This is a genomic window from Microvirga soli (genome assembly GCF_016734765.1).
Lineage (GTDB): Bacteria > Pseudomonadota > Alphaproteobacteria > Rhizobiales > Beijerinckiaceae > Microvirga > Microvirga soli.
The window spans coordinates 86,743-111,428 of sequence record NZ_JAERQE010000011.1 but is presented as its reverse complement, the minus strand read 5'-3'; the positions used below and the strand labels follow the sequence as shown (position 1 = coordinate 111,428).

19 protein-coding genes and 2 pseudogenes are annotated in these 24,686 nt (G+C 57.2%); 11 read left to right on the top strand and 10 right to left on the bottom strand.

The window, feature by feature from the left end:
* Positions 1–298 precede the first annotated feature (298 nt).
* The 4 genes from JKL45_RS12300 to JKL45_RS12285 all read right to left on the bottom strand — a co-directional run bounded on the left by JKL45_RS12300 (position 299) and on the right by JKL45_RS12285 (position 3,114).
* On the bottom strand, positions 299–1,948 hold the full coding sequence (locus JKL45_RS12300) for an FG-GAP-like repeat-containing protein (protein WP_201861421.1): 1,650 nt from the start codon (positions 1,946–1,948) through the stop codon (positions 299–301).
* A gap of 75 nt (positions 1,949–2,023) precedes the next feature.
* Positions 2,024–2,278 carry a hypothetical protein gene (locus JKL45_RS12295; RefSeq protein ID WP_201861420.1) on the bottom strand — a complete coding sequence of 85 codons (255 nt, stop codon included), beginning with the start codon at positions 2,276–2,278 and terminating at the stop codon, positions 2,024–2,026.
* Positions 2,279–2,287: 9 nt separating this feature from the next.
* Entirely contained in the window at positions 2,288–2,617 is a 330-nt protein-coding gene (locus JKL45_RS12290) for a hypothetical protein (protein WP_201861419.1), read from the bottom strand.
* A gap of 89 nt (positions 2,618–2,706) precedes the next feature.
* Positions 2,707–3,114, bottom strand: coding sequence for a hypothetical protein (locus JKL45_RS12285; protein WP_201861418.1), 408 nt, complete (start codon positions 3,112–3,114; stop codon positions 2,707–2,709).
* Positions 3,115–4,244: 1,130 nt separating this feature from the next.
* Between JKL45_RS12285 and JKL45_RS12280 the strand changes: the two genes are divergently transcribed.
* The 8 genes from JKL45_RS12280 to JKL45_RS12250 all read left to right on the top strand — a co-directional run bounded on the left by JKL45_RS12280 (position 4,245) and on the right by JKL45_RS12250 (position 12,473).
* The gene (locus JKL45_RS12280; RefSeq protein ID WP_201861417.1) at positions 4,245–4,940 is read left to right on the top strand and encodes a hypothetical protein; all 696 of its coding nucleotides are present in this window, start codon (positions 4,245–4,247) and stop codon (positions 4,938–4,940) included.
* 367 nt (positions 4,941–5,307) lie between these two features.
* Complete coding sequence (locus JKL45_RS12275; RefSeq protein ID WP_201861416.1) at positions 5,308–5,607, top strand: hypothetical protein; 300 nt, start codon at positions 5,308–5,310, stop codon at positions 5,605–5,607.
* A gap of 231 nt (positions 5,608–5,838) precedes the next feature.
* Positions 5,839–6,084 (top strand): hypothetical protein, encoded by a 246-nt coding sequence (locus JKL45_RS12270; protein WP_201861415.1) that lies wholly within the window; start codon positions 5,839–5,841, stop codon positions 6,082–6,084.
* A 26-nt stretch (positions 6,085–6,110) separates the two neighbouring features.
* Positions 6,111–7,382, top strand: coding sequence for a tyrosine-type recombinase/integrase (locus tag JKL45_RS12265; protein ID WP_201861414.1), 1,272 nt, complete (start codon positions 6,111–6,113; stop codon positions 7,380–7,382).
* Between the two features lie 834 nt (positions 7,383–8,216).
* Complete coding sequence (locus JKL45_RS12260) at positions 8,217–9,146, top strand: ABC-three component system protein (protein WP_201861413.1); 930 nt, start codon at positions 8,217–8,219, stop codon at positions 9,144–9,146.
* Positions 9,143–9,394, top strand: a complete 252-nt coding sequence (locus tag JKL45_RS30665; RefSeq protein WP_312896953.1) for an ABC-three component system middle component 6 — start codon at positions 9,143–9,145, stop codon at positions 9,392–9,394. Before JKL45_RS12260 ends, JKL45_RS30665 begins: the two co-directional genes overlap by 4 nt.
* Positions 9,391–11,166 carry an ABC-three component system protein gene (locus JKL45_RS12255; protein ID WP_201861412.1) on the top strand — a complete coding sequence of 592 codons (1,776 nt, stop codon included), beginning with the start codon at positions 9,391–9,393 and terminating at the stop codon, positions 11,164–11,166. Before JKL45_RS30665 ends, JKL45_RS12255 begins: the two co-directional genes overlap by 4 nt.
* A gap of 338 nt (positions 11,167–11,504) precedes the next feature.
* Positions 11,505–12,473, top strand: a complete 969-nt coding sequence (locus JKL45_RS12250) for a hypothetical protein (protein ID WP_201861411.1) — start codon at positions 11,505–11,507, stop codon at positions 12,471–12,473.
* A gap of 18 nt (positions 12,474–12,491) precedes the next feature.
* On the opposite strand, the gene JKL45_RS12245 is transcribed toward JKL45_RS12250, so the two are convergent.
* Positions 12,492–13,517, bottom strand: a complete 1,026-nt coding sequence (locus JKL45_RS12245) for a helix-turn-helix domain-containing protein (protein ID WP_312896952.1) — start codon at positions 13,515–13,517, stop codon at positions 12,492–12,494.
* A 140-nt stretch (positions 13,518–13,657) separates the two neighbouring features.
* On the opposite strand from JKL45_RS12245, the gene JKL45_RS12240 reads away from it, so the two are divergent.
* Positions 13,658–15,535: a recombinase family protein gene (locus tag JKL45_RS12240; protein WP_201861409.1), complete on the top strand. Its 1,878-nt coding sequence runs from the start codon at positions 13,658–13,660 to the stop codon at positions 15,533–15,535.
* A 3,219-nt stretch (positions 15,536–18,754) separates the two neighbouring features.
* Here the strand turns inward: JKL45_RS12240 and JKL45_RS12235 are convergent.
* The 3 genes from JKL45_RS12235 to JKL45_RS29920 form a co-directional block, all read right to left on the bottom strand.
* Positions 18,755–18,895 carry a hypothetical protein gene (locus tag JKL45_RS12235; protein ID WP_201861408.1) on the bottom strand — a complete coding sequence of 47 codons (141 nt, stop codon included), beginning with the start codon at positions 18,893–18,895 and terminating at the stop codon, positions 18,755–18,757.
* A gap of 531 nt (positions 18,896–19,426) precedes the next feature.
* A complete protein-coding gene (locus JKL45_RS30660; RefSeq protein WP_312896951.1) occupies positions 19,427–19,759 on the bottom strand; it encodes a DUF6634 family protein in 333 nt (110 codons plus the stop codon).
* Between the two features lie 26 nt (positions 19,760–19,785).
* Positions 19,786–21,504 carry an AAA family ATPase gene (locus tag JKL45_RS29920; protein WP_246498503.1) on the bottom strand — a complete coding sequence of 573 codons (1,719 nt, stop codon included), beginning with the start codon at positions 21,502–21,504 and terminating at the stop codon, positions 19,786–19,788.
* A gap of 1,186 nt (positions 21,505–22,690) precedes the next feature.
* On the opposite strand from JKL45_RS29920, the gene JKL45_RS12225 reads away from it, so the two are divergent.
* Complete coding sequence (locus JKL45_RS12225; RefSeq protein ID WP_201861407.1) at positions 22,691–23,302, top strand: DUF938 domain-containing protein; 612 nt, start codon at positions 22,691–22,693, stop codon at positions 23,300–23,302.
* A 10-nt stretch (positions 23,303–23,312) separates the two neighbouring features.
* On the opposite strand, the pseudogene JKL45_RS12220 reads toward JKL45_RS12225, so the two are convergent.
* Positions 23,313–23,693 (bottom strand): annotated as a pseudogene (locus JKL45_RS12220) (DUF2243 domain-containing protein); the annotation flags it as partial.
* Between JKL45_RS12220 and JKL45_RS12215 the strand changes: the two are divergent.
* Positions 23,650–23,829 (top strand): annotated as a pseudogene (locus JKL45_RS12215) (rhodanese-like domain-containing protein); the annotation flags it as partial. The pseudogenes JKL45_RS12220 and JKL45_RS12215 sit on opposite strands and share 44 nt — an antisense overlap.
* An 18-nt stretch (positions 23,830–23,847) precedes the next feature.
* Here the strand turns inward: JKL45_RS12215 and JKL45_RS12210 are convergent.
* Positions 23,848–24,543, bottom strand: a complete 696-nt coding sequence (locus JKL45_RS12210; protein ID WP_201861405.1) for a gamma-glutamylcyclotransferase — start codon at positions 24,541–24,543, stop codon at positions 23,848–23,850.
* Positions 24,544–24,686 lie beyond the last annotated feature (143 nt).

The following is a 24,686-nucleotide window of genomic DNA, read 5'->3' as shown; positions in this document are numbered from 1 at the left end:
ACCGTCAAACGGATCACCGAAACTCCTGTAGAGAGTGAGAGGGAGAAATAAGTGTCGATCAGACCGCTGGCGTGGGTTCGTTTCAGATACAAGAGATCAGACGCCAGCAGGGCCTGGACAATCAGTTCCACGTCCGTGCGCGTGCTTCACGCATCCGAATTTCTCGTCGTCCAAGAACTTCGCCGGAAATATGGAGAGGTTGAACTTGTCGAGCTTCAGTGGCGCTAGGATCGCCAACTTGGAGGACAAGGAAGGGCTGTCGCTTTCTATCAGAAACAGCCCTCGCTCGGATATGGGCTCAGATCAGGTAGAAATCTGCTGCCGTGAGTTTCAGGTTCTTGGTAGTCTGTGCGAGTTTAATCATCCCGCCATCGCCTGACCCATCAGCGTCATAGAACAGGCTACCGCTGGCCTTGTTGTAGATGATCTTGGCGCCACCCTCTTCGCCGTACAGCTTGAACATGTCAGCAGCCATCCGTTGAGGACGCGCTGGGGTTCCCCAGCCGATGCCGTGGAAGATCGCGTTCTCAAGCCAGATCGAATCGTCCTTCACGTTGAAGTCCTTAATCGTGTCCACATTGCGCCGAAGCGGACTGTCGAAAACAAAGGCGTCCTTGCCTTTGCCGCCAGTGAGGACATCATTGCCAGCGCCACCTACAAGCTTGTTGCTGCCGCTGTCGCCCTTCAATTGGTCCTTATAAGGCGTACCCCACAGATAAGCGGCCTTGGTGGACGTGTTGAGATGTGTCTTGAACGTCCACTTGTCAGTGCCGATCCAGCCATTGGCGTTGCCTTCTTGTTGATAGGACAGGAAATCCATACGCCCATCCTTGTTGAAATCCATGGCGAGAATAGTGCCCTGGAAATCCTTGAGCATCGACGAAGGGGCTGGTTTGAATTTGCCGCCAGTATTGATCCAGATCATAGTCTGGCTTGAGGGCGAGCCCAGATCGCTCTGGACGACCAAATCCTTGTCACCATCGTTGTCGATGTCCACGGCTTGGATGGTCTGATTCCAATGCCCTTTACCGTCCTGCTTGATCCGGGCCTTGGTCTCGTCGCGAAAATGTCCTGTCCGGTCATTGATCAAGATTTGTAGCTTCTGGCCCTGGTAGTATGGCTTAAACGGAGTCGTGTTGAGGATCAGATCGTTGAAGCCGTCGCGATTGATATCAATGCTTATGATATCGTTCACAAAGGTATTCTTGGCTCCGTAGATGCCACGGGGAAGTTCGACCTCGGTCTCTAGCAGAAAGTTGCCTTTGCCGTCGTTGAGGTAGGTGACGCCCGCCTTGGAGGCATCATTGGTAAACCCCGCCAACAGATCAAGAGAACCGTCGCCATTGATGTCGGTCAATAGGCTCGATTGCAGCGAATTTGCAGCGTCGTTGTAGCCTTTACCGATCCGATCAGGAATGCCCTCGTCCCGCTGGGTTAGCCTTCCCTTGCCATCGTTGATCAGTAGATACGGTCCAAACTCTGACCAGTTGGCATCGCCCACGAACAGATCAATATCACCGTCATTGTCGATATCCCCACCGGATACTTGATGGGAAAACCCTACTCGGTTCGGCAGGGTCTTGGATGCGTCCATCATCATCCGACCGGAGGATAGCATCATCGTATTGCGCTCGCCGGGAAACGAAGGCCCATCGTAGCCGTGATTGGCTGAGAAGAAGTCATCAGCGCCGTCGTTATTGAAATCGGCCACAAACATCTCGCGGGCATGAACTGCTCTGGGAGCCGTCTTCATGATCTTGGTCGAGTCGAGGATCGAACCCGAAGCCGTGACCGTGATGATGTCGAAGGGGCGGGTAACGTTCTTGAATGGCGTTTCAGGGCCACCGAAGGCAAAGTCTAGGCGACCATCGCGATTGAAGTCGCCAACGCCATAGGAGAGGATTGATCCCGAATAGGACCACTTATAGGTTTTGGTCGTGTAAGCCACTTTTGCCCCCGGCGCTCGCATTGGTAGCACGAGCAGATTGCACGCAATCTATCGTTCCCTGGCCAGGGAAATCCACTATGCTTTTTGGTGATTGGCCATCCGAAGGGCTCGGGTCATCGCTCGCGCTTTCTCGGCCTCAGCGTCCTTCTTCTCAGCATCTGCCAGCTTCAGCGCAATCTCAGCCTTCAGTTTGTCGGCTTGCAACCTCTCGACCTCAGAGCGCTCGGGATCACCGTACAGTGCCTGGAGCAATTCCGACCGGCATACGCCGCTCGGTGTGGAACGCTGGAGGGAGCGGCGAATATCCCCTGCTATGTCGATTTCGTACAATCTCATCACTCAAGCCCATAATGCCAATTCGAAGCGGCGAAGGTCATTGAGGCTTCCGAATTCAATTGCAACCATTGGAAGCCTGATCTCGTCGTACCAGTCCTTGGTCACTTCAGGGTTTGATGTGATCATCAAGAACACATCCGGATCGTCAGCAGGCCATCGCTGCGCGTCGAATCGAAGTGCAAACAGGGTCGCATCGCTCAAGTTGGAGCAGAGGTGGCCCCAGTAGAGCGTGCCTTCTATGGTCGTTCGCAGCCCAGGCAGGTTGATGCGCTCTGCGAGTTCGTGGGCTTGGTCGAGCGAGATCGGATAGATTGCTGAGGTGGTTTCGCGCACTGGTGCAGGCTCCTTCGATGTATTTCTTCTTTGACACTCGTGGCTCCGGCGCTGACGCACACCAGGGGTCGAATTTTCATGATATTTATTCAGATCAGCACCGGCATTGGCTCGCATGAATATCGAGGTGACGAGCGTCCGGATGACTGCGCGATCAGTTGATCTCTCCGGCAGGGATGAATTGCCAGCTTCATAGACTGATAACGCCTTCCGAAGCCGGGACCGGTCGAGATTACGGATGGGTGAACAATCGCATAAAGCTCTGCACGCAACTCCTTCGGCTCGATAGCCTCGATGACGGTCGGCCACCGCGAACTGAAACTGGCCAGAATTTCTGTTGAAGCGAGTGAGCCGAGATTGATGACACCTCGTATGGTGCCATCCTGGGTCAGCCAAGCGTATAGGCCGACTGACTTCCACAGGGGACACTTTCTGCGCTGATAGTCGATGAAGTTGCGGGTTGTTATCCGCCACGATCTGAAGCTGTCCTGTGTCATGCCAGGAACCGCAAATTCGAACCGGCACACCTCGCCAGCTTTCACTCGGAGGATTTGGCGAGCCACGCGGCCACAATACCGCCAGCAGCAGGTTTCGCAGACAGTCTGGTTACAGCGATGGGCGGATTGGCATGTGTGGCGCACTGGACGTATTTATGCGCTCTCTAATGACGCATATGCCCGCCAAATAATATTTTCGGTTACGATTTTATTATTAATTGATTTAAGATCGCTAATACAACGTATAGTTTTTTCGTGTTACTATTTTAATACTTTGGAACTAGGTGCAATTTTATCTTTACAACTATCCAATGCGATGGATATTTCCTGTCATTGCTTTAGGAGATCGCCGTGAGTGCCGCCTGTCAAATTGCCGAGTTCCACAAGGTCTGCACCCACGCCGGGGATGGCAGGCTGCACCATTCTGCGGAAATCACGTGCCTGCTCTCTCACTGCCGTGCAGTGATGTTGCAGATAGTCTCGATGCTTGCCGAGATGATGCCGGATAGCCTGATCGAGTATCGGCTTAAGGACCATAGGCGAGTGAAGATCGTCATCCTGGCCAAGACCCGGAGCGATCCGCTGAGGCTGATGTCGCTCGATCCACCGCGATGGTTTGAGTTGGTCGGAGAACCAGGGTCCAGATACCCATCGCGAATGGGCGATGGGGCCTTGGGCGGCGTCGTGTCTCGACGTTGCCAATATACGGGATGGCTTTCTCTCGACTTGGTCCTGTCCTTAGGGCCTGACGAGGCGCAGCCGAGCGGAAGCGAATTCGCTCCTTTGATCTCTTCCCATCAATCGAAGACGCGGTGGCTAACAGCCCGTCATCTATTGAATTGACGCATGAGCCCTGGCGAGTGCCGTCAAGGGCAGGCGCGGAGCGGCTGACCTATTAGATTTTGTATCGACTGGAAGGAGATAGATAGCGAAAGCGATATTAGATACGGCCTGAAAGGCCGAAGAAACGATCTTAAGCTCGGTTTCTCATTAGTAAATATTAGTATATCTATCTATCGACCATACTAATGAGAAACATTAAAAAATAATATCGAATTTAGAAGTTAAAAAATTGTACGATTTATGTGTAGCGAGATCAACTGTTATGCTTTGTACTTAGGGTATTTTATATGTCAAAAAAATTAATCAAGGCGTCGAAAGACGCATCGTGGGCTCGCTTGCCTGTCATAGAGTCGATTACTGTTCTTCAGGCTCAGTTCTTCGATAATCGGTCTGTGGCCGCTCGGATCAAAGGCAAGAGTGACTTCGCTTTGAAGCTGTTCGCTTGGACTTCGGGATGGAACATCGACCTGAAGAAGCCGGAATGGTGGCGGGTTGTGCAACTGGTTGAACCAAAAGTGGTTCTGACCTGGGCCAATAAGAAGCACGAGGCTAATGAGATGGATGCTGAAATGCTGGCCCTTTATTCCGATGCTTCGACCATGGCGATGGAAATGAAACAGGATGAACGCTTTGAACTGGTGAAGATGGGCCACATATCGAGCCCTCCAGGCACCCAATATTTCATCGGCCAGTTCGTCGTCGTTGCACGGACTAAGGAAGGGGTGTTCAGCGGGTTTGTTTACAATGACGGCGCACATGTCGAACTTGATGGCATGAAGCCGACGAGAAAGGCTGGCGTGCGCCGTAAGGCGGGGGCACCAACCCATGCAGCTATCCTAAAGGGTCAGGCGCTGTTGGATCAACAGCGAGAGGCAAAGGAAAAGGAGGCAGACTGGATGGCTCAGCGGGATCGTCTCGGCCCACAAGAGTTGCCTCAAATTGATTTACAGACGCGCATATTCACGAACAGTAGCCCGTTCTAGCTTTGATTAAACTTGTTTTCTGAAGGAATGTTATCCGTGATTGATATTGATCAACTGTGTGCCAGGATTAAGACTAGCATAACCAATGACGTTCAGCGCAGGGTGATGCGCCGAATAATGAAGGAATCAAATTTTCGCAGGCCGCTATCCTACCGGATGTTGGTAGACGCTTGGACTGCCAGCGTCGATGCGGAGAACTTTCCCGTGTGGGATTCGTTCTGCCAACCGACTGAAGAGGTTGTGAGTTGGCTCGATGAAAATGCTGGGGCAGGGCAGTGGGCCTGTAATGGAACGTATTGCGTTTTCTGTTTCCAGAGAGAGGCGGATGCGGTGCTGTTCAAGTTGCGCTGGCACGAGGGGCATTGAGATGACAACCCCAACTGTTTTTCGCCGCAAGCGTGGTAGCACGACCCCTTCCACGATCTACAAATTCTGGTTCTCGCTGAATGTCCATGGGTGGTCCTCCCATGAATTGGTCCCTATCGGTTCGAGTTTCCCTAATGTCGTTCTCGAAATCTTCGGCTGGCTCTATGAGAGTAAGATCAAGCCGTTGTCTGTGGAGATGATGAAAGCAGACTCGATTGGATTTTGGTTCACCGATTTGCCTACGGCCACCATGTTTAAACTTCGGTGGTCCGAATACATCGCCCACGAAGGCGATCTCTAAGGACTGTACTGGTGGGGATACCTCATCTGTCAGTCCTTAGAGTGCAAGAGCGAGACATCGGCGGAGTATGCAACAAGCGCCCGTCGCGACACCATTTTTCGAGTGCGTCGGACAACTTTTTCAAAACCTACAGAGATTTACGTGAACAACAATTCTGAACCCGAAGGGGGGTTCGACCCCAAAGACCCTAAAACGTGGCCCTTGTGGCTCGAACTGAAGGAAGTTGCGAAAGTGCTCCGGTACAAGGACGTGGACAGCGTTCGTGCCCTCACCAACAAGTCGGTGACGCTTGGCGGTTTGGGCTACCGGAAGGAGGGGCGGCGGCGGATGGTCAGCAAGACCGATCTTCTCGCCTATATGGGCCGCCCAATTGAGAATGCGCGGGTGTCCGAACCGACCCCGAAGCATACCCGAAGGCCGACCCGTCCTGCGGGACGCAAGAGCTTCATGGCACGATTTGAAAAGGCGGCGGCATAGCCGCCTTTTCTACAACAGGAGAACCAATGGCATACGCTTACAAAGGCTTCTTCCGGGCCGAATGGGAGATCGAGGGCAAGCGGCATACCCGCATGACGGACATCCTTGCGACCGGATCAAAGAAGAACAAAGACAAGGCGAACGCTCTTCAAAAGCAGTGGCGCGAAGAGATGCTTGCCGAGATGAGGGCAGCGGAAGCGAACCGCGTCCGCAACCCAAAGGGCAAAATCGTTGACCAGACCCTCGATGAGGCCGTAGCCGAGTATTTTGAAGATCACGAGGGGCAGTGGTCGGGGATCAAGGACATCGAGGCCGACTTCAATCGTATCGTCGGCTACCTTGGCCCGACCTTCATGATCTCGGACATCGACACCGAAACCATCATCGACATGGTGAATAAGCGGAAGAAGGAGTTTATGACCCTGCGGACTAAGGACGGTAAACCGAAGATCGACAAGGAGACCGGCAAGCCGAAGCCGCGCAAGCTCGTCTCGGCCCGAACCGTCAACATTTCGGTCGGGGAACGGATGAAGTGGTTCCTCTCCCACATGGAATCGAAGGGGCGGCAAATCCAACCGATCCGGTGGGAAGTGGTGTGGGTCAAGGAGACCCCGCGCCATACTGAGTTCAGTTACGAGCATGAGCAACTGATGCTCAAGACCTATCGCAAGGACCACCTTCCGGCCCTGTGCTTCGCCTTGGCCGGTGGCCCCCGGCGCGAACAATTCGTTGACCTTCGGTGGGATCATATCGATTGGCGGAAGCGGACGATTACCTTCAAGAGCCTCAAGAAGCAGGCCAGGAAGGGACAGGAGCCTAAGCCCTACGTGCTTGCGATGACGCCGAGTATCGAGAACTTGATCCTGTCGCAGATCGACCCGGAGACCAAGAAGCCCTACAACCCGGAGTATGTGTGGACCTACATTGGGAAGCGGACCTTCTGGAACAACAAGACGGGTCAGGATCACGTTACGGGAGAGCGTTACCGGCTGACCTACGAGGGCATCGGGACAGAGTGGGCGCGGTGGAAGAAGGCGCAGAAGCTTACCAATGTGCGGATGCACGACATGCGCCACGCTGCCGGTGGGCGTCTGGCCGAAGCCTGCTCTGACCCGCTGATCGTCCGCGATAGCATGAACCACGGCGACCTTGGTACGACCGAACGCTACATGGGTAGCGTCAGGCTTGAGCTTATGCGACAGGCTCAGTTAGCTCGTGAAGCCCTCGATGCAAAGCGGATGCAGGTCGAGGTTCCGACCGAAAACCCCACACAGAACCCCACACGGCTGTGGGCCTAACCTCTGAAACTATTGCAGCGTAAGGGTTTCGGCTTGTCGGAAATCTTGCTTCCCAAGCTGAATGTCGTGGGTTCGATTCCCATCGCCCGCTCCAAACAATCCTTTATAAATAACAGAGACTTGGAGTGCCGATCCACTCTGAGGGATGGTTGTTCCGAACTCGTGCTGTACAACATTTGTACAACGCTTCGGGTCGAGTCTTTCGATTCGCCTAGACCTGCTGGTGCGTTGCGCGGCAATCTTTTTGTACGGTGCGCCTGAGGGGACACAGATCAACTCACGATCCAGCAGGCGTTACAAAGTTTGCAATTTGGGTGCCGAAAGCTTAATTCTAGTTTCAACGTCCGCCACAGAAGGACGCAAATACCATCGGAGACCCTGAGCCCTGCATGGCCGTCTGTTGACGGATTAACCCAGCGGACACCCACATACTACGGGTGCTTCATTTGTTGGTCCGAGATCAGACTGACCCACTGAAGCCGTTGCGAGGCGACAAAGCTTGCGACCAAGCCTAATCCGGCTTCCAAGATTGGCTCAATCTCCCCGAATCCAAATCAACACTGACCCACATAACGCTATGGCCACTGTGCCTGGCTCAACAGCCGCACGTTGCTCCGGACACCGGCCAATTCGGCCATGTAGGAGCGGGCACAGCTACTCGCCTGACAGAACCCCCACATAATGGACGGTAAGGAACGGAACCGGGCCTGCCGCACGTTGGTTGCGCAAGAAAGTTGTGATAGTTCAGCCTCCTCCATTGCAGGCCGGGCGCGGCCGTCCTTCACTGGACGTCAACGGTTCCTTTCATAGATCACACCCTGAATGACCTCTTGGATGACCTCTGAACAACGCTGGCAGTGGCAAGCCCTGCTGGAACTGACCCTGCGGCGGCTGCACGGCGACGCGTTCCAGGGCTTCTTCTCCAAGGTCATGTCCAAGCTGCATGGTGACGACTTCGTGCCCGTGCGCGCGTTCGGACGCCGGGGTGACAAGGGGTGCGACGGATATCTCCTTCAATCGGGGCAGCTCTTTCAGTGCTACGGCAAGCTCCACGATGCGGCGCTGAACGTGGATAACGTCGTCAACAAGATCAGCGACGACTATGCCAAGGCAGCGGCCGGGCTCGCCCCGATCATGCAGGAGTGGCACTTCGTCCACAACCTGTTTGACGGCCTGCCGGTGGAGGCCCTTATCAAGCTCAAGGAGCTTGAGACCGCGAACCGGAACCATCGCTTCGGCGCCATTGGGCCGCAAGGCTTTGAGGACCGTGTGTTCCGGCTTGCAGAGGACCACATCATCGCCTTGCTCGGGCCGGCAGCAACTGCCGAGGACACGCAGAACATGCGGCTGGAAGAGGTCAGCGATCTGATCAAGGCGGTCATGCTGAGCGTCGACGCGGACCAGCTGGATGCGGGCCCAGTCGCGGCCGTGCCGTACGACAAGCTCGAATTCAATAAGATCACAGGATGCTGGAGTCACCTGCTCTTGTCTGGGTTTCGCAACACCCCGCATGTCCGCTACTACATCGACCAGCACCCCGACGCTGAACTGGGAACACGTTTGGCGAAGATTTTCAGGGATCGCTACGAGGATCTGAATATGCAAGGGCTGTCGCCGAACGCGATCATGCGCTCGCTTTACGAAGGAGTCACCGGCATCGGAAGCGTGACGCCAGAGCGCCAAGTGGCTGCTCATGCCCTGCTCGCCTACCTATTTGAGGCTTGCGACATCTTTGAGGATCATCCTTCCAAGGTGAACGCATGATTCTTCCCGGCAAACATCTTTCCCCCCACCGCGCCCTGATCGGCGTTGGGGCGGAGATACTGGCCCAGTTAGATCGTCCCCGCGAGGTGTCCGACCTGTGGGATCGTGTGCGTGCGGTACGGGGCAGCCGTCAGGCTGGGGCGCCCCTGTCATTTGATTGGTTCGTGCTCGCCTTGACATTCCTGTACACGATTTATGCAGTGGAGGACGCGGACGGTCTGGTGCGGCCCGGGCAGGGTGCTCCATGATCCTGTCCATTAGCAGTAGCCTGCCAACCTTCAAGGGCGTGACCTTCCATCCGGGCCTCAACGTCGTCCTGTCGACCAAGGCACCGGGCTCGAACGAGAGGCAGACGCGCAACAGCGCGGGAAAGACCAGCCTGATCGAGATTATTCACTTCCTGTTAGGCGGGAAGGCAGATCCCAACAGCCTCCTCCGCCACGATGCGCTGGCCGCCTATACCTTCAGCGGCCGGTTCCTGATTGGCAGCCGGGAGGTGGACGTCACACGTAGCGGTTCCAAGGCATCACGAGTATTCATCGACGGAGACAATGCGAAGCTTTTCGGGCTGACCACGAAGAAGGACAAGGACACGGGCGCCGAGTTCGTGTCAAACGAAGAGTGGAAGGACTTCCTAGCCCATCGGTTCTTCGACCTTCCCGAGGTTGTGAAAGGCTCGCCTTTCGAGGAGAGCTACACCCCATCGTTCCGCGCCTTGTTCGCGTACTTTGCACGGCGTTACGGATCGGGCGCGTTCCTGCACCCGGAGAAGCAGGCCGAGGCCCAGCAGCGCTGGGATTGGCAGGTGAACCTATCCTATCTGCTGGGGCTCGACTGGCGCATCCCCCGCGACTTGCACATGGTGCGGCAACGCGAAGGCCAGCTGGAAGAGCTCAAGAAGGCGGCCAAGGGCGGAGCGCTGGGCCATCTGATCGGAACCGTGGCGGAGCTTCGTCCGGCCGTTGTCCTCGCTGAGGCTAAGGCATCCAAGCTGCGCGAGCAACTCAGCCGGTTCCAGGTCCATGAGGCCTACCAGGAAATGATGGGCCGAGCGGTCAGCGCCAAGACGGAAATGCAATCTCTCGCCCGCCGGGCCGTCCCGCTCCGGGAAACCCTCGCACACCTCCAGGAAGTTCTGAAGCGTGAGCGTCTTCCCGAACGGGATGACGTCACTCGTCTCTATCAGGCTGTTGGGATCGAGCTTCCAGACAGTGCGAAGCGTCGGTTCGAGGATGTCGAACGATTTCATCAATCCGTGGTAGAGAACCGCAGGCTGCGCCTCCGGGAGGAGACCGACGCCATCGAGCGTGAGCTCGTCGCGGGCGAGACCAGGGCAGCGGAACTGGACGCTGAGCGCAGCGAGATCCTGCGGATGCTGGAAGGACGCGGCGCCCTGGAGGATTTCACGGCGCTGCAGAAGCGGCTTGCCGACGCCGAGGCGGAGGCCGCCTCTCTGCGTGAGCGTTTCAAGGCCGCGGAAGCCCTGGAGAGTGAAACCACCCAGCTTGGCATCGACCGGAAGAGCATTAAGCGTCGGCTTCAAGAAGACCATCACCTGCGGCGGGATCGGCTAGACGAGGCAATCCTCCTGATAGGCGAAGCCATTAGCTTCCTCTACGAGGACCGGCAGGGGAAGTTCGAGGTGGAAGCTACCGAGAACGGACCGGAATTCCGTATTTCGATCCAGGGGGACCGGGGCGGTGGGATTTCCAACATGGAGATCTTCTGCCTCGACCATGCCCTGTTTTCGATCTGGTCGAGACGGGGCAAAGGCCCAGGGTTCCTCATCCACGACAGCCATCTTTTCGACGGTGTCGATGAGCGCCAGGTCGCGAATGCGCTTGACCTGGGGGCCGCCACCGCCACGCGGCTCGGCGGCCAGTACATCGTGACCCTCAATTCGGATATTTTCGACACCCTGCCGTTGCCGGACAGTCTGGACCGTAACCTCATCGTGGTGCCAACACACCTCTCGGATGAGAGCGAGACCGGCGGCCTGTTCGGGTTCCAATTCGACTGATTGCGCGAGCCGCTGTCGACCAGTGGCGATTTGGGAGCGGAAATAGCTCGGGCGCGCCATTCAGACGGTTCGGACGGATGCGTTACGGTGTCGGCTCTAGATGTTGTCCGAGAGCTTGGACAGGAGTCGAACCCGCCGCAACAAGCGCGCGACAGTCGCCTGGACCTGAACCGTATGCAGGGTTAAGTCAGATGGACAATACAAGGCTTCCCACCGAAACTCCGATGCTTTCAGGCATTCCCGTTCGCTTTTCATCCGCCAAAGACATAAGCGAGGCCACAACCTACACAGGGTTTGTCAAACTGCGGCTCGGGCACAGCCGAAGGGGCAGTGTACTTGTGCCGGACTTGATCTTCGCGAAAGCGGGACCTTGGCGCTTCTTTCAGCCGTCGTTCTTTGGTCCCTGCATCCTCGCCTTCAATGGCGAGGATGATCGCGATTTAGCCGATTTCAGTGTCGACGTAGCGTCGCCGCGTGGCACGCGCCCAGCCCGACTGTTGATCCGCATCCGCTCGGATGGCCGCGTCCGCACCTATCCTGACGGGGCCCAGCTCTATGCCTGCGAGATCAAAGGACCAGAGCGCTTGGCCCATCACGCAGCCGGGAGATGTCGCCGCTTGGACGATGGTGACTTTGCGCTGTCGCTGTTCCATCACACAAACGCACAGGCCTATAGCAGCATTCGGGGCTCGCAGGAGCTCTGGGCATCCGCTTGGAACCTCCGGGGTTCGCGGGAACTGGTTAATGTCGCCTCGGTCTACGCCACCAGCCTCCCCAGGATAGAAACACCAGATGACCTGAGCCGCATCGCCATGGCCTCCGACGGAAAGATCCTACTCCAGACCACTTCCGACCGGCCCATTGAGGAGGTGCTGGAACTCACCGTCTACCGCGCGGACACCAGCGGGCGCACCCATACGGTTACGGTCGAGGTGCCAAGCCGGTGCCTCTCGCCACAACACCTTCTCTTTCATCCTTGGGTGCATCCGGAGCCAGCCTATTATGAAGTGGTGGGGCCTGAGATTTACCGCATCGGATTGAACCCGGGCGCGAAGCTGCCGATCCCGCGCGGTATCGCCAGTCCCGCCGCTGGCGACCTGAAGCGGTTCGATTATATCGTGCTTGGCGACGCCGGAACCCTCGCGGGATTAGCCGCGCCCTATGACGAGGAGGAGACCGAGCAGGTGGTTCACCACGAACTCCTTGACCAAGGACTTGACCTATTCGAATTTTGGCAGGCGAACGCGAACAGCGATCAGGTCTCAGGGCGGATCATTGATGCGAGAGGTCTGACACCTACAACCTGAGGAATGGTACCCGGCTGCTCAGGCCGCGCCATGCCGTGGACGGGCTATAAAGGCGACGATCCTCCCAACAACACCGGAGATTGAGGCTGGTTCTGATCCGCCCGCCGGCCAAACCACGGCTAGGAGGCCGTCTGGATTAACCCTGGCAAAAGGCTCGCTCGTGCCCAGATCTCGGTCTGAAGTATCGATCAACACCCGATCTCCCGGCTGCAATCCTAGCCTCGTGTCCGGTAGGTTCAGAGCCGCAAACACCAAAGATCCTGGGTCGGCGTTAATCACCTCATCAAGGTAGTCGGCTGGAATGCCCCAAGAACGACCAGTAGTCTTTTGCGACCATTTGATTGTGGTCTCGGTGTTAGCGAGAGCCAAAGTCGTAGTGGGGAATTCTGGTAAGAATTGCAGACGGGGATCTAGGCCGCTTTCACGAGAAACACGCTGACGGTGCTCCAATGCCTCTTGCCATTGTCGCACCTCGTCCGGATGCCGTGCTTGGGTCGAGCTTGGTTTATCTGCATCTTCCCGGCCCAGGATCCAGGCGGGGTCCACACCAAAAGCGTAACCATAGAGTTCTGCAATGTCTTTGGTGACTTGGTTCTGTCCATTTTCATGGGCAAAGTAGGTCGAGCGCCGCCACCCATACCGATCCGCGGCAGCCGCCGCAGTTTTGAAGCCTGCCGCTAAACGCGCGCTGATCAGCTGGTGATTAGGCGACCTATATTTGCGCTTGGCATTGGAGCTGCGATCTGCCTGGGGATTTGCGTGGGTGTCCGGCACCGGAGAGTAGAACGCCGGCTCTCCGAAGCTGCCTCCATATGGAATGTCCCCAGATCGAAGGTCGTCCGCAGGGATGTTGAACGCGGCGGCATACTTAGCAAGGTCGGCATTCGGAATAGCGCGCACGCCAGCCTCGTGACTGCGGTAAGTGCTTTCGGGCCAGCCATGGATAGCGGCCGCAGCCCGTGCTGAAGAGAAGCCTGCCGCTTTCCGCGCCGCTTTCAGACGTTCGGCGACGAGTGTGTTGCCGTAGAGCCGAGCTTTGTTCACTAGGTTTCCCACTCTCAATCCGCAACAGACGGTATTCGGTACGAGCTTTAATTTACTCGTAGATCAGCAGGAGCCGACACAGAAGAGCATTGACTCCCATCGCCCACAGCCATATTGTACATGTAGCGTAACACAAAACAATGATGGATCTGAGCGGCATGAGGGATGTCAGGAAGAAGCTCCAGCTTCCGGAAGGTAACGTTACTTACTTTCCAGTAAAGTGCTTGCCATCACAGGTTCCAGTTGTTGAGTATGCGAGGCTAAGTGACAGCACTCTCAACTCCGGGTTGTCTCTAGAGCGTCAGATTGCGGATTGCTCGCTGGCCCGTGCGCTGCGCCCAGATGACGTCCTCATAGCTCGCTACATCGACGACATGAGCGGCACTGTCGACGACCGAGAAAGGCCAGGTCTGCGCAAGATGCTGGAAGATGCCATGTCCGGTAAGTTCAAGCGAATTTATCTGGCAGAGGCATCGCGTGCTGCACGCGTAAGTTCGGCTATCGAACGAATTTTTGATGTTTGCAGATCAAAAGACATTGAAGTTATCGCTGCAGACTCTGGCCACCTCGATCCATTCGTAGCCGGCATCAAAGTGCTTGTTGCCCGCGAGGAGCTCAAAATTTTCTTCAACCGCGTTCAGGGCGGGAAGAGGGCGCACTTCGAACGAGGTCATGCCATGTGGCCAGCTCCTTGGGGCTTTCTCCTAGCGGACGGATGGGATCAGGTCGGCAACAAGCCTATGAAATTTCTCAAGCCGGACCCCGCACTCGCTGAGCATGTGGTTTGGCTGTTCCGAGCGGTGGCCGACGGATTAACCGGTCCCGAAATTTGCAAAACTTTGATGGAACGGCGCGTCCGTCCTCCTCGCGCAGAGGCTTGGAACCCTAATACGATAATGAGCGCGATTGTGCCGAACCCGGCGTACAAAGGCACACGGCGAGCAGGGTATTACAAGGTGTTCAAGAATCCGCTCAGCGGAAAAAGGGAACTCGTTGAAGGGCCAGAAGCCAACTATCGGTGGCAACACATTGAGCCCTTGGTCTCAGAAGAGCTTTGGGATGCTGCCCAAGCCAAGCGAGCGGAGATCAAGGCGGCTCAAAGAAAGCGGGCTGGCGCGCAAGAGCGCCTGTGGACAGGACGACTAACCTGCGAGTGTGGGCGGACTTGTACCATGGTGGCAGATAGCCGGTTTGGACCTGAACGCTCGCGCTGGGTTTGTTGGGGAAGCAGGGATCGGAAGGTGGATGGGCAGAACGAGCGGGTCTGCACACGGCCGCTTGGCGTGCCGGACGAGGATCTTAGTCGTGGCATGCTTGAGGCGGTCCAGCGCTTCCTGATGGATCCACGAGCCAGCGCAGAATTTGAGCGTCACCAAAATCTTGAGATCGAACAGGCGCAAAAAGGTCTCGGACACAGCCTGGCCTCGGCGGAAAAAAACCTCAAGCGCCTGAAGGCTGAGAAAATTGCGGTCTTCGACAAGCTCATCGTCAATGATTGTGACGACGATGAGCGCAAATATCTCGAACAAAAGCGAACTCGCATCAAGGAGGAGATAGATCGTTTAGAGAAGATCGTTGCTTCTGCGAAGAGCGGGCGCGCAAAGAGGGTTGTCGCATCTCAGTTGGCAAGCTACGCGGAAAGCCTGAGCGACTTGTTGAAGGATCTTCCGTACGATCTTAAGCAGATTAAGGATCCTGAAACACTAAGCGCCGTCAGGAAATTTAAGGCCATGTTTAAGGCCGTCATCAGGCGTGAGCCGCGTGCGAGAAGGTTTCAGCTAGAAATCCAGGGCTCGCTACATGCGATTGCCGGCGGAACTGGAATGCCCAGCGGAGTCATTTACGTCTACGACGCAAATGCCGGCACGTTGGCAGTTGAGCCTTTCGACGGTGAGAAGGACACCGATCACCCCCCGCTACGGATCCGATACGAGGGTGAAGTGACGTTTCTTCCCAAGGGACCAGTCTTGGGGCGACATTATCCAACGATGGCAAAGAAGAAGCCAAAGGTACGGTAGACATAATCCGTCACTGCAACGCATCCAAAGCTGGATCTGGAAGATAGGGTTGACCTTATGGTCTCAAGGTCGGGGGCTGCGAGGCGCTGCTCTTAGGAGCGGGTAGGCCACGACCTCGATTGCTCTTCCTCTCCCATCAAGCCACGAGGGGCCAAGCAGTTGTGCGAAATCTGTTCCCCGATAGTGCCGCGACGAACGGACCCTACACCCTAGCAGGCAAACTCAGGTGTCAGTGAGAAGAACGGCACTAGGAAAAAGCACGACATGTTGCCCCGCGAATGAACAAGGCTTCAAATCCCGCACAATTGCCTCTTCCACGAGACCAGGGGATTCTGATCAAGCCTTGTGACGCCTCTGCCGTTTGATCCAGCATTAGGTCTAGAGAGGCTGGTACACGCAATGGGAGGCTGATGTAGACGCGATGCCGCTTCGAGGCCAGAGTGGGTCGTGAACATGAAAACTTGATCTTTCAAGATTCCCGAGAAATGTGGTCGTGAAAATTGACGCACCTTCAGAGACCAGCATTACCCACATACCTATCGCGGCCTGTGGCTTCATCACGCTAGGCTTAGCCTCGATGCCACTCATCTCAAAAGCATGGTTGCGCCTCGTCGTGGTTTGCAATCGGCAGGCATTGACAGCCCACCTCCTGCATAGCGACACCCGAGCACGCGTTGTAGTGAGACCTACAGCGTGGGTACTCGCACCACCGGGAGCGGGGAGATCAGGGCTTGGGTTAGGATCAGAATGTGTCTGATCCCGTCGATTGAAGGCGATGCCACAATCAGCACGGTGGTACAAAAAGTTGATATCGCAGTAACATCAATAGTTTGTTGGATGGGAAGAAAAGGTGCTCATTCAGGAATATGCGTCACGTAATGTTCGCGATTGAGCAGGCTTTTTTCCAGAACCAAGTCTCTGGTGCTTACATGGGAGTTCGCGTTCGAAGCCCAGCTGGTAAGCCGAGGCTAAAGCACGTACGTTACAAATTGGCTGATCTAGCGCTCGTCATAAGCTGCCCCTGATGACGTTCATTCCGTTCGGGGCAACATCGAGATAGGTTCTGCCGGAAACCGACACTGGCACGGTTGAGCCCCACCAAAAGCCACATCGACCAAGTCCAAGGGCGCTAAGTCTGAGCGTACCTGTTGGACAGCCGCCCACGTTAGGCTTCGGTCCCTAGCTCCATTATGAGCAAAGGAACTTGACTGCTCAAGGCATCACTTTACGCGGTCAGTGCTGATCATTGGATGATAGGTCGCCATTCCGTAGGGCTTTTCGTGCCGACCAACGTCCAAGTGTTTGAAGAAATGATCGAAATTCTGGGTGAAGCTCAGTCACAACCTCGTGCCCATCAATGGCTAGAATTGGTGGAGAAGCCGCTCCTCGCTGCCTATCGAGATGCTTACCGAGATTAAAAGGTTTGAATGGGCGGATAGATGGTATCGAGGCAGTCTGTTTCTCTTTTGGCATGGACTAGTTCCTTCAGTAAGTGAGCCCTGAGACATTCCAGCAGAGCTGACCGTGCTCGCTCTGATCCAAGAGGGTGCCGATCTCATCAAGAGGAGTGAGGTTTGGAACGCCGATCTTCGAAGCTGGACTTGGAAAGCGCGACTGAGATACGGTCCTCTGCCGCTGGGCTAATCAATTATCTAATCGGATCTCCCGCTCCCTGTTGGCGGTAGCGGAGGACCGAACCGTTTCTCCCAGCGTCGCTTGCCTCCTCGGCATTGCTGAGCGAACTGAGCCTCAATCATGCGTTCTCGGCGCTCTGGACGCCGTGGATTAGTGGATAGCCTCGACCTAAGTTGTACACCGTGGTGAGAGTCCGCAACCACCTCAAAGCAGGATCCAGCAGGATCACGGCTGTTGTGCTGATGACTGAGGTTTGCTCTGTCGTCCCGAAGCGGACTCGGCCAGCTGCCCGAATGCGATTGTCTGAGCCAAGGGAAAGGTGCCAGTTGACAAGGGTCGGAGCTGCCGAAAGCTCCGACTCGGACGGGCCGCCTCCTTCCTCCAGGAGGAGTGGAGACGTGGTCCTTCTCATTTCGACGGCCGAAATGGCGGCTTCCGTCGCGATACGGGGCGTAGGGGCAACTCGGGTGAAGCCGTCACCGAGCATCTCTCCTATCCATATCCCATGCTTTGCCACTGCGGCTCCAAGATAGTCGTAAAAGCAATCCTGCATTGAGCGGAAATGGACGGATCCAGCGTTTGCTGTTGCCCACAGTCGAACGCTGCCGCACGAGGGGCAGGCACAAGGAAGGCTACCTAGTCCCTCCGTCCAGCATGCCACACACACCCAACGGCCGGTATCATAGTTCGGGTTTATCTCTCGTTCAGTCTCAGACATCGTGCTGACCTCCTTCATCGCAGGCATGAGGTTGGGATGCGCGTGCGTCCGCATCCCGCCCGGCGCCGAGCGGCGGGAACGCCCCAGAAGGGGTCCATGCCAGAGCTTGCCTCACCATGGCTGAGCCTTGCCGTGCCTGGCCCGGCCTCGCCTCATTGCGAATAGCCGTCCCAAGCGGTTAGCTCAGGATCTGAGTCGAAAACCTTCCGAATCTCGGTCGCCAATCTCCAAGTCCAACGCGGTCGCCTGCAACTTTCAGGTATTCGCATACATCGCGTCGGTCCAGTACTGTGGGCATAAAATGCGCATCGAATTCTAGAGACCATGCACGGAAGCATGGACGTGTTCGCATTGTCCTTTTACCTGCGATCTGCACGGCAACGCGCAGATGGAAGTTCGTATCCGCGAACGTCTCATCAAGCTCATGTGGTCCATCGTATAGGAGCAACGGGTTGGAGGGGCACATGAACCCGGCTTTGACTGTCTTCCCGGCGCGGCGCAGCTTGGCCGCCTCTACGACGCAGGCTTCAATGGCCTCCGCTGGGACACAAGGCCGGCCGGCATCGACCCACAATCCTCCAAACCATTCTAGGCGTGCGAGCGCCTCTAAGTCAGCTGCCGTTTTTTGACGTTTTCGTGCGACACGGTCGATCTCTCGGGCGTGCGGGTCGAGTGGGTCGGCGAGGCGACCGCTCCTCATCAACAGCGGCGCGACGCCTGTCAATCGGACATGGATTGTCTCAAAGGATGCCATCACAACTCCTCCAGCACTGTATCGACAAGCCGCCTTTCTGGGACGAGCACGCGCACATCCAAGAGGGGTAGGGAGCGCCGACGGCGGTACCGGCGTTGTCGCAGCATGTCCGTCACGCCCCTGTGACATTCCTCGCAAAGAACGCAAAGATCAGAGGGCCGCTCGTGGCCCAAGCGAGCGTATGTCGCGTGGTGTACGTGAAGCCGTACATGCGGACGCCCACGGCGGCAAAGTCGGCACCGGTGACCAGCAAGCCGAAGCTCCTCCAAGCGAGCTGCGTTATGGAGCCAAGCAGAACTGCTGATGTACCAGTGGTATTTGAAACCCCTTTTATGCCTCTTGAGGTGGGACATGAACGATCTCCTCAAACGTGGTGTCGACACGAAACGAAGGAGGTGCACTGTGTTTGGCCAGCAAACAGAAGGAAATTGCAGTTGAACAAGGCTTCTAGGCGCCCCAAGAAGGATTGTGGCTCTCCCGCGATCTGCCTTGCTGCCGTAAGGGGCGCCAACCGTGGAGCTGGATCGTTCCCACTACACCCTGAAATCCAGCCTCCAAGTCAGCACGCAGGGTGGCCAGTTCCGAACAATCGTTAAAATCGGCATCAATGAGCTGAGCGTAGGTGTCGGCCTCACCGCAAACCGAACAGCTGGGGACCGACCCTCGCCAACGGAACTCTGATCGGTCCTTGCAGTGCCTGCAGTGGAGTAAGGGCATTGCAGTAAGCTCCTTGGTCACAGGATAATCCTGGGCTGGCGCCGGCACCAAGCAACTCACAGTCTATTCAGGCGTCATAGGCGCCTCCTCCATGGAAGCGTGCAGGGGCGCCTAGGCGGTACCAACGCGAGAGTGTCCTGGCGTAACCTCCATCAGGGGAGATAACGAATAACCGCGATGTCTGGCAGGGACCATCCGGGATGGTTGGATGATCTGTAACGCGCCCAACCAGCATGCGCTCCGGAACCCAGGTTGCGCCGACCGTCCAGGAATCCAGAAGTGGGGCTGCAGCAAGGGCCGCGGGATCTGCCTCGCCGCCAGAGGCAAGGTGACGAAGGTCGGCAACGAGGCGTTCAAGAATTGGAAGGCTGCGCGTAAGCTCTGCACGTTCGTATGGCAAGGTGCTCTCCTGTGGCTGTGCAAATTTCAGTGGGAAGTTGAGCGACGGTCACGCACACGTAGGACGCCCTCGACAAGACGCCTTAGTTTTCGGAGCGAACCACCGCGCCAACGGTGCCGCAACGCGGTGTGCTCAATCCCATCCAAAGGCTCAAACCACTGTGGGTGAAGGCCGCGTTCGGCGGCCAAGTCAGCTAGAATGCTGGGAACGAGTGCGTTCATGTGTTCGGCCGATGGAAGAGGCAGCGTCACGGTTCGGAGACGGTCGAGGAGGGGAGAAGGCAGCCGCCAAGTTTCGTTCGCGGTTCCAATGATCGTTACGTGACTGAGATCCAGGTCGGTCTGGAAACAAGGATCTGGGTACCGGCTTGCCTGTTCTGGCTCAAGGAATGGAAGGAGTGCCGACCAGATCCTTCCGTAGTCAGTACGCGTTGAGGCCTTGTCCAGCTCGTCGACGAGCACAAGCGGATTAGCAATCTTGTAGCGGGCAACAGCCATCAGTGGCACACAAGGCTCAGAGGAGTACCAGCGCCGTTCCAAGCCGCCAAAGCCTCCTCCCAAGTCAGAAGTCGCGTCGACACGGTAAAGCCCAACAGATAGTGCCTCTGCAATCGCTCGGACGAGGCGGGTCTTGCCGCCACCAGATGGACCATCAATTAAGATTGGTCGAAATCGGACCCATGGATGGTTCTCAACCTCGCAACAGATATAATCAATGAGGTCTTCGGCATGAGGAAACCTGGCGAGAAGCGTCGTCCTCACGCGGCCTACGTCAGGTGTTGGCGCGAGAGGTAGAGCCGCGCCAATCACGGGTTCATAGCCTTGAGCAACATTCTTGCCCTTGCTCGCTCCCTTGGTATTGAGTTCGCGGCATACGACAACATGTCCCTCCGGGACAGGAGCACCTTCAGGGTGTATCTCGTCCAGCCCAGCCATCGGGTCGAAGATAGGCTCTTCGACAACAGCTGCTTTGGCTGACTCGTGCTTGCGTCGCTCCTGTTGTCGGGCTCGGTCTTCGGCAGGGGCGAGGATACGTCGTCCTATGGTCCGTGCCGCGGATGAGAGCCTCGCGGTGGCCAGCTCGTTCGGGAGTTCACCGACGGCGAGCGCACTCAAGCCGAGCGCCAGCTGGCGCGCCTCAATGGCCAGGTCGCTGAAGGCGACCTCGAACGCATCGCGCCGTTCGGCCGCTCCGGCACTAGGAGACGCGGGCTCTGCCACGCCATCCGCTGTCGCAGCCGCAGGGTTGTCTGCGCCGAAACCGAGCATACGACCCAAGTCCAGCAACTCGGACCTGTACAGCTCCACCCAATGCAGAGCTCTCCAAGCTGCGGCTGCGAGCCTTGCGGCAGTCTGGCGATCAGTAGCCGTGCTAGCCACCACCAGCAGCACATCAGCAAGATCACGGGCTGTGGGACTATCGTGATCAGCCGCGAAACGCTCTAGGGCGGTACGGAGGTGGCGCGCGACGGTCCCGCCTGATAGCTTTCTTGTTCTATGCTTTGTGGCATTGTCTGGCAGCGGTCGGTTAGTCAGAGCCCAGGATCGTACGGCCATGCCATCCTGACCGAGCGACAGCCATTGCTCGGCGAGGGCGCCGAGTGCCGGGTCCAGAGCGTTGGCATCCTGCACTAACTGACGTCTTACGCTACCGGTCAGGACGTCATCGTTTAGAGCTGCACGGAATACCCGTGGAAAATGGATGAGGAGATTTTCACGTGCGAACGACGTGCTGATAGACGGCATAGGTGGTCCTCCAGAAGAAGAGGCCGAGCAGGGTCAATGGAGGTCAAGGATGGGATAGTTGATTTAGCCGCAGAGGTGCTTCCGCAGGGTTCCATTTAGCCCAGCGGGTTGCGAGTTCTGAGGATCTGTGGTCACCAGTAGTAGATCGGGCAAGCCGCCGTAATGCTTGGATGAGAACCAGGTGCGCGGTGAAATCACCTTGCAAGGTGTGCAGCAAGATAGCGCTCATCACCAGGTTTGTTTCAGGGGCGGTTAAACCAACACCGAACATCAGATCGAGTGCTGCTCCAACACACACAGCAGGATCCCGAGTGATATCAGTACTCGCCTGTATCTCTAAAAGCGCGGCGCGAAACTGGAGACATCTCTCGCCATCGAATACACTAGGCTCCATCGTTCGCCAGCTATCGAGGTCTATGGGTAGGCTCCCCCTGCCATCCAATATAGCTTGCTGAGAATCTATCCCACTTAGCAGCGGGCTCTCCCCATCAGGGGCAGAGCTGCAAAGCTCCATCCTAGTTTTAGCACTGGCTATGGGTTGGGCCGGGGTGCTTGGGCTATAATCTTGCGATTCGGGTTCCATCGGATACGACCACTGTTTGTACATTTTGTCACAGTGACTTTATGTGACAGTTCGCCCGCGGATCAAGAAGAAAACCGTCGTATTATCCATCAGTAGTAGAGACATGGTTGAGGGTGATCCGAAGCGAACTGAAGAATTGAACTGGCCTTCGCCAGCCCAAATCCGTGCTGCCCGAGCCCTGCTAAACCTCTCGCAGGATGATTTGGCGAAGCGCGCCAACATTGAGCGTCGCTCACTCATGAGGATCGAGTCTCAAGATGATCCGACGTATGGCCCACGGCGTGTTCAGACGGTGGAGGCCGTACGTCTCGCTCTTGAGGCAGCAGGTATCGAATTCCTGCCACCCACTTCTACAAGCGGCGAGGGGCTCCGGCGGCGGATCTCCGTCTTAGCGAGTACGTAGCTACACGGGTCTTCCGTTCATCATCTGTCGTCAAACTGGCAGAAGCAGGCCGAGCGGATCTGCCAAAAGATGCTCTCGTACTGCAGGTGATGGTTTGACTAGGAGTATATGAGTGACTGAGGGAATTGTTGTATGCTGATACGCTAGTCCTGAATGATGATCTAAGCCCATCTGACGGACACCTGAGGACTAACTATGCAATGAACTCACAGAATTTCGATGGAGCCCTGACGTCGCCATCAGTGGCACGCAACCGCGGTCCGATCCTCACCATCCTGCAACAGATCCTGCCCCAGGCCGGAATGGTTTTAGAGATCGCTAGCGGTACGGGCGAACACGCCGTTCACTTCGCCGCCGCGCTGCCGCGCCTGACATGGCAGCCCACCGATCAGGACGAGCAGGCGCTGAACAGCATCGCCGCTCACCGCGCAGCGTCAGGGTTGCCCAATCTCCTTTCTCCATTGCGGCTGGACGCCTCCGCCCCGGACTGGTCCGTGGAGCGGGCCGATGCCGTCATGGCCATCAACATGGTCCATATCTCACCCTGGCAGGCAACACAGGGACTGATGGCCGGGGCAGGGCGGACACTTCCGCGTGGCGGCGTGCTGTATCTCTATGGACCTTACAAGGAGAGCGGCGCCCACACGGCTCTCAGCAACGAGGCCTTCGATCAGGACCTCAGGCGCCGAAATCCGCAGTGGGGTGTCCGGGATCTTGAGCAGGTGACGGAATTGGCGGGAGGCCATGGGCTGGAACTCGTCGAGCGCATTCCGATGCCCGCCAACAACCTAAGCCTCGTGTTCCGGCGATAGAAAGCCCCGATCAGGCGGAACGGTGCCTTGGGACTGTGGCTCTGTTTGCGGTCTCCCGTCGGCCGGCCCGCAGCAGGAGCCAACCGCCAATCAACATGGCCGCGCCCCAGGCCAGGAAGGCCATGTCCCAGTAGATCCACTGGTCCCGCGGCACGGTCTCGTTGAGGTGGTGGATGCCGAGAAGCTGGTGGTCGATGATGCCCTCGATCAGGTTAAAGATGCCGAAGCCCATCAGGAACGTCCCCATCAACAGCTTGCCCGACCACCGGATGTGGTTGGTCCGTGAGTAGCGCCACAGGATCCAGAGCCCAAGCACTGTGAAGATGTAGGTGCTGGCGTGGAAAAGACCGTCCCACAAGGCCGAGCTGGGCGGCGGCAAGCGCCTAGTGCTCTACTGTGGCTCCGGCAGCCGGTCGGCGCTCGCGGCAAAGACCCTGAAAGAGATGGGCATCGGGAACGTGGCGCATGTCGCGGGTGGCTTTGCTGCCCTCCAGCAGGCAGGGGCGTCCATCGAAGAGGGCCGCTGAACCTTCCCAAGCGGTCGCTCAGCTCCGGTGCTCGCGCACCTGCTGGGCAATGCGGTTGAGATGACGGTCGTGGATCCCGAATCCTTCCAGGCCATGGATGGTGTCAAAGAGGTAGTCCCGGCAGGAGCCGAGAGCCCCGCAGGCGGTGGCGATCACCCGGGCCGTGTCGGCCTCCGAAGCGGATCGGACATAGTTCGGGGCCTTGCGGTTGATCGTGAAAGCGATGCCGAACGTGTCTTCGGGCAGGTCGGGGCCGTGCAGCCTGACCCAGCACGGTACATAGGCGCCCGTCACCATCTCGCGCCGCCAGACCAGTTCCAGCTCGGCCTCCACCTCGGCTCGGGCGATGCGGAAGGCCACGCCCCGGCAGGAGCCGCCTCGGTCGAGCCCCAGTACCAGGCCGGGGGCTTCCGGGGTGCCGCGCCCGATGGGTGTGGACAGGCAGAACTCGCGGTGCCAGCCCCGGATCAGGACCGGCTTCTGCTCGACATGGTGGAAGGCCGGGTTCCAGATCAGGGAGCCATAGCCGAACAGCCAGACATCGCCCGGCGCGGGCTGCGCGGCCAGGGTCGCCTGGAGGGATGCATGCCGCTCGGCATCGCTCAGCACGGGCAGATTGGTCCCGGAGCGGGCGATCATCTCATGCACGAAGCCATCCCGGAGGGTTTCCCGGGTCAAGCGATGAGACCGCTTCGGCGCGGCAGATCCTTCCATTCCAATCTCCACTGGGTCGGCACTCGCGTGGACGTGGGGGGCCGGTTCACTTCGGCTCTCTGCATGCCATCGGTCGGTATGTAAGTCTTGGGGGCTGGGATGTTCATGCCGCCGGCGCATGGCAGTGTCACGCATGGTGCACC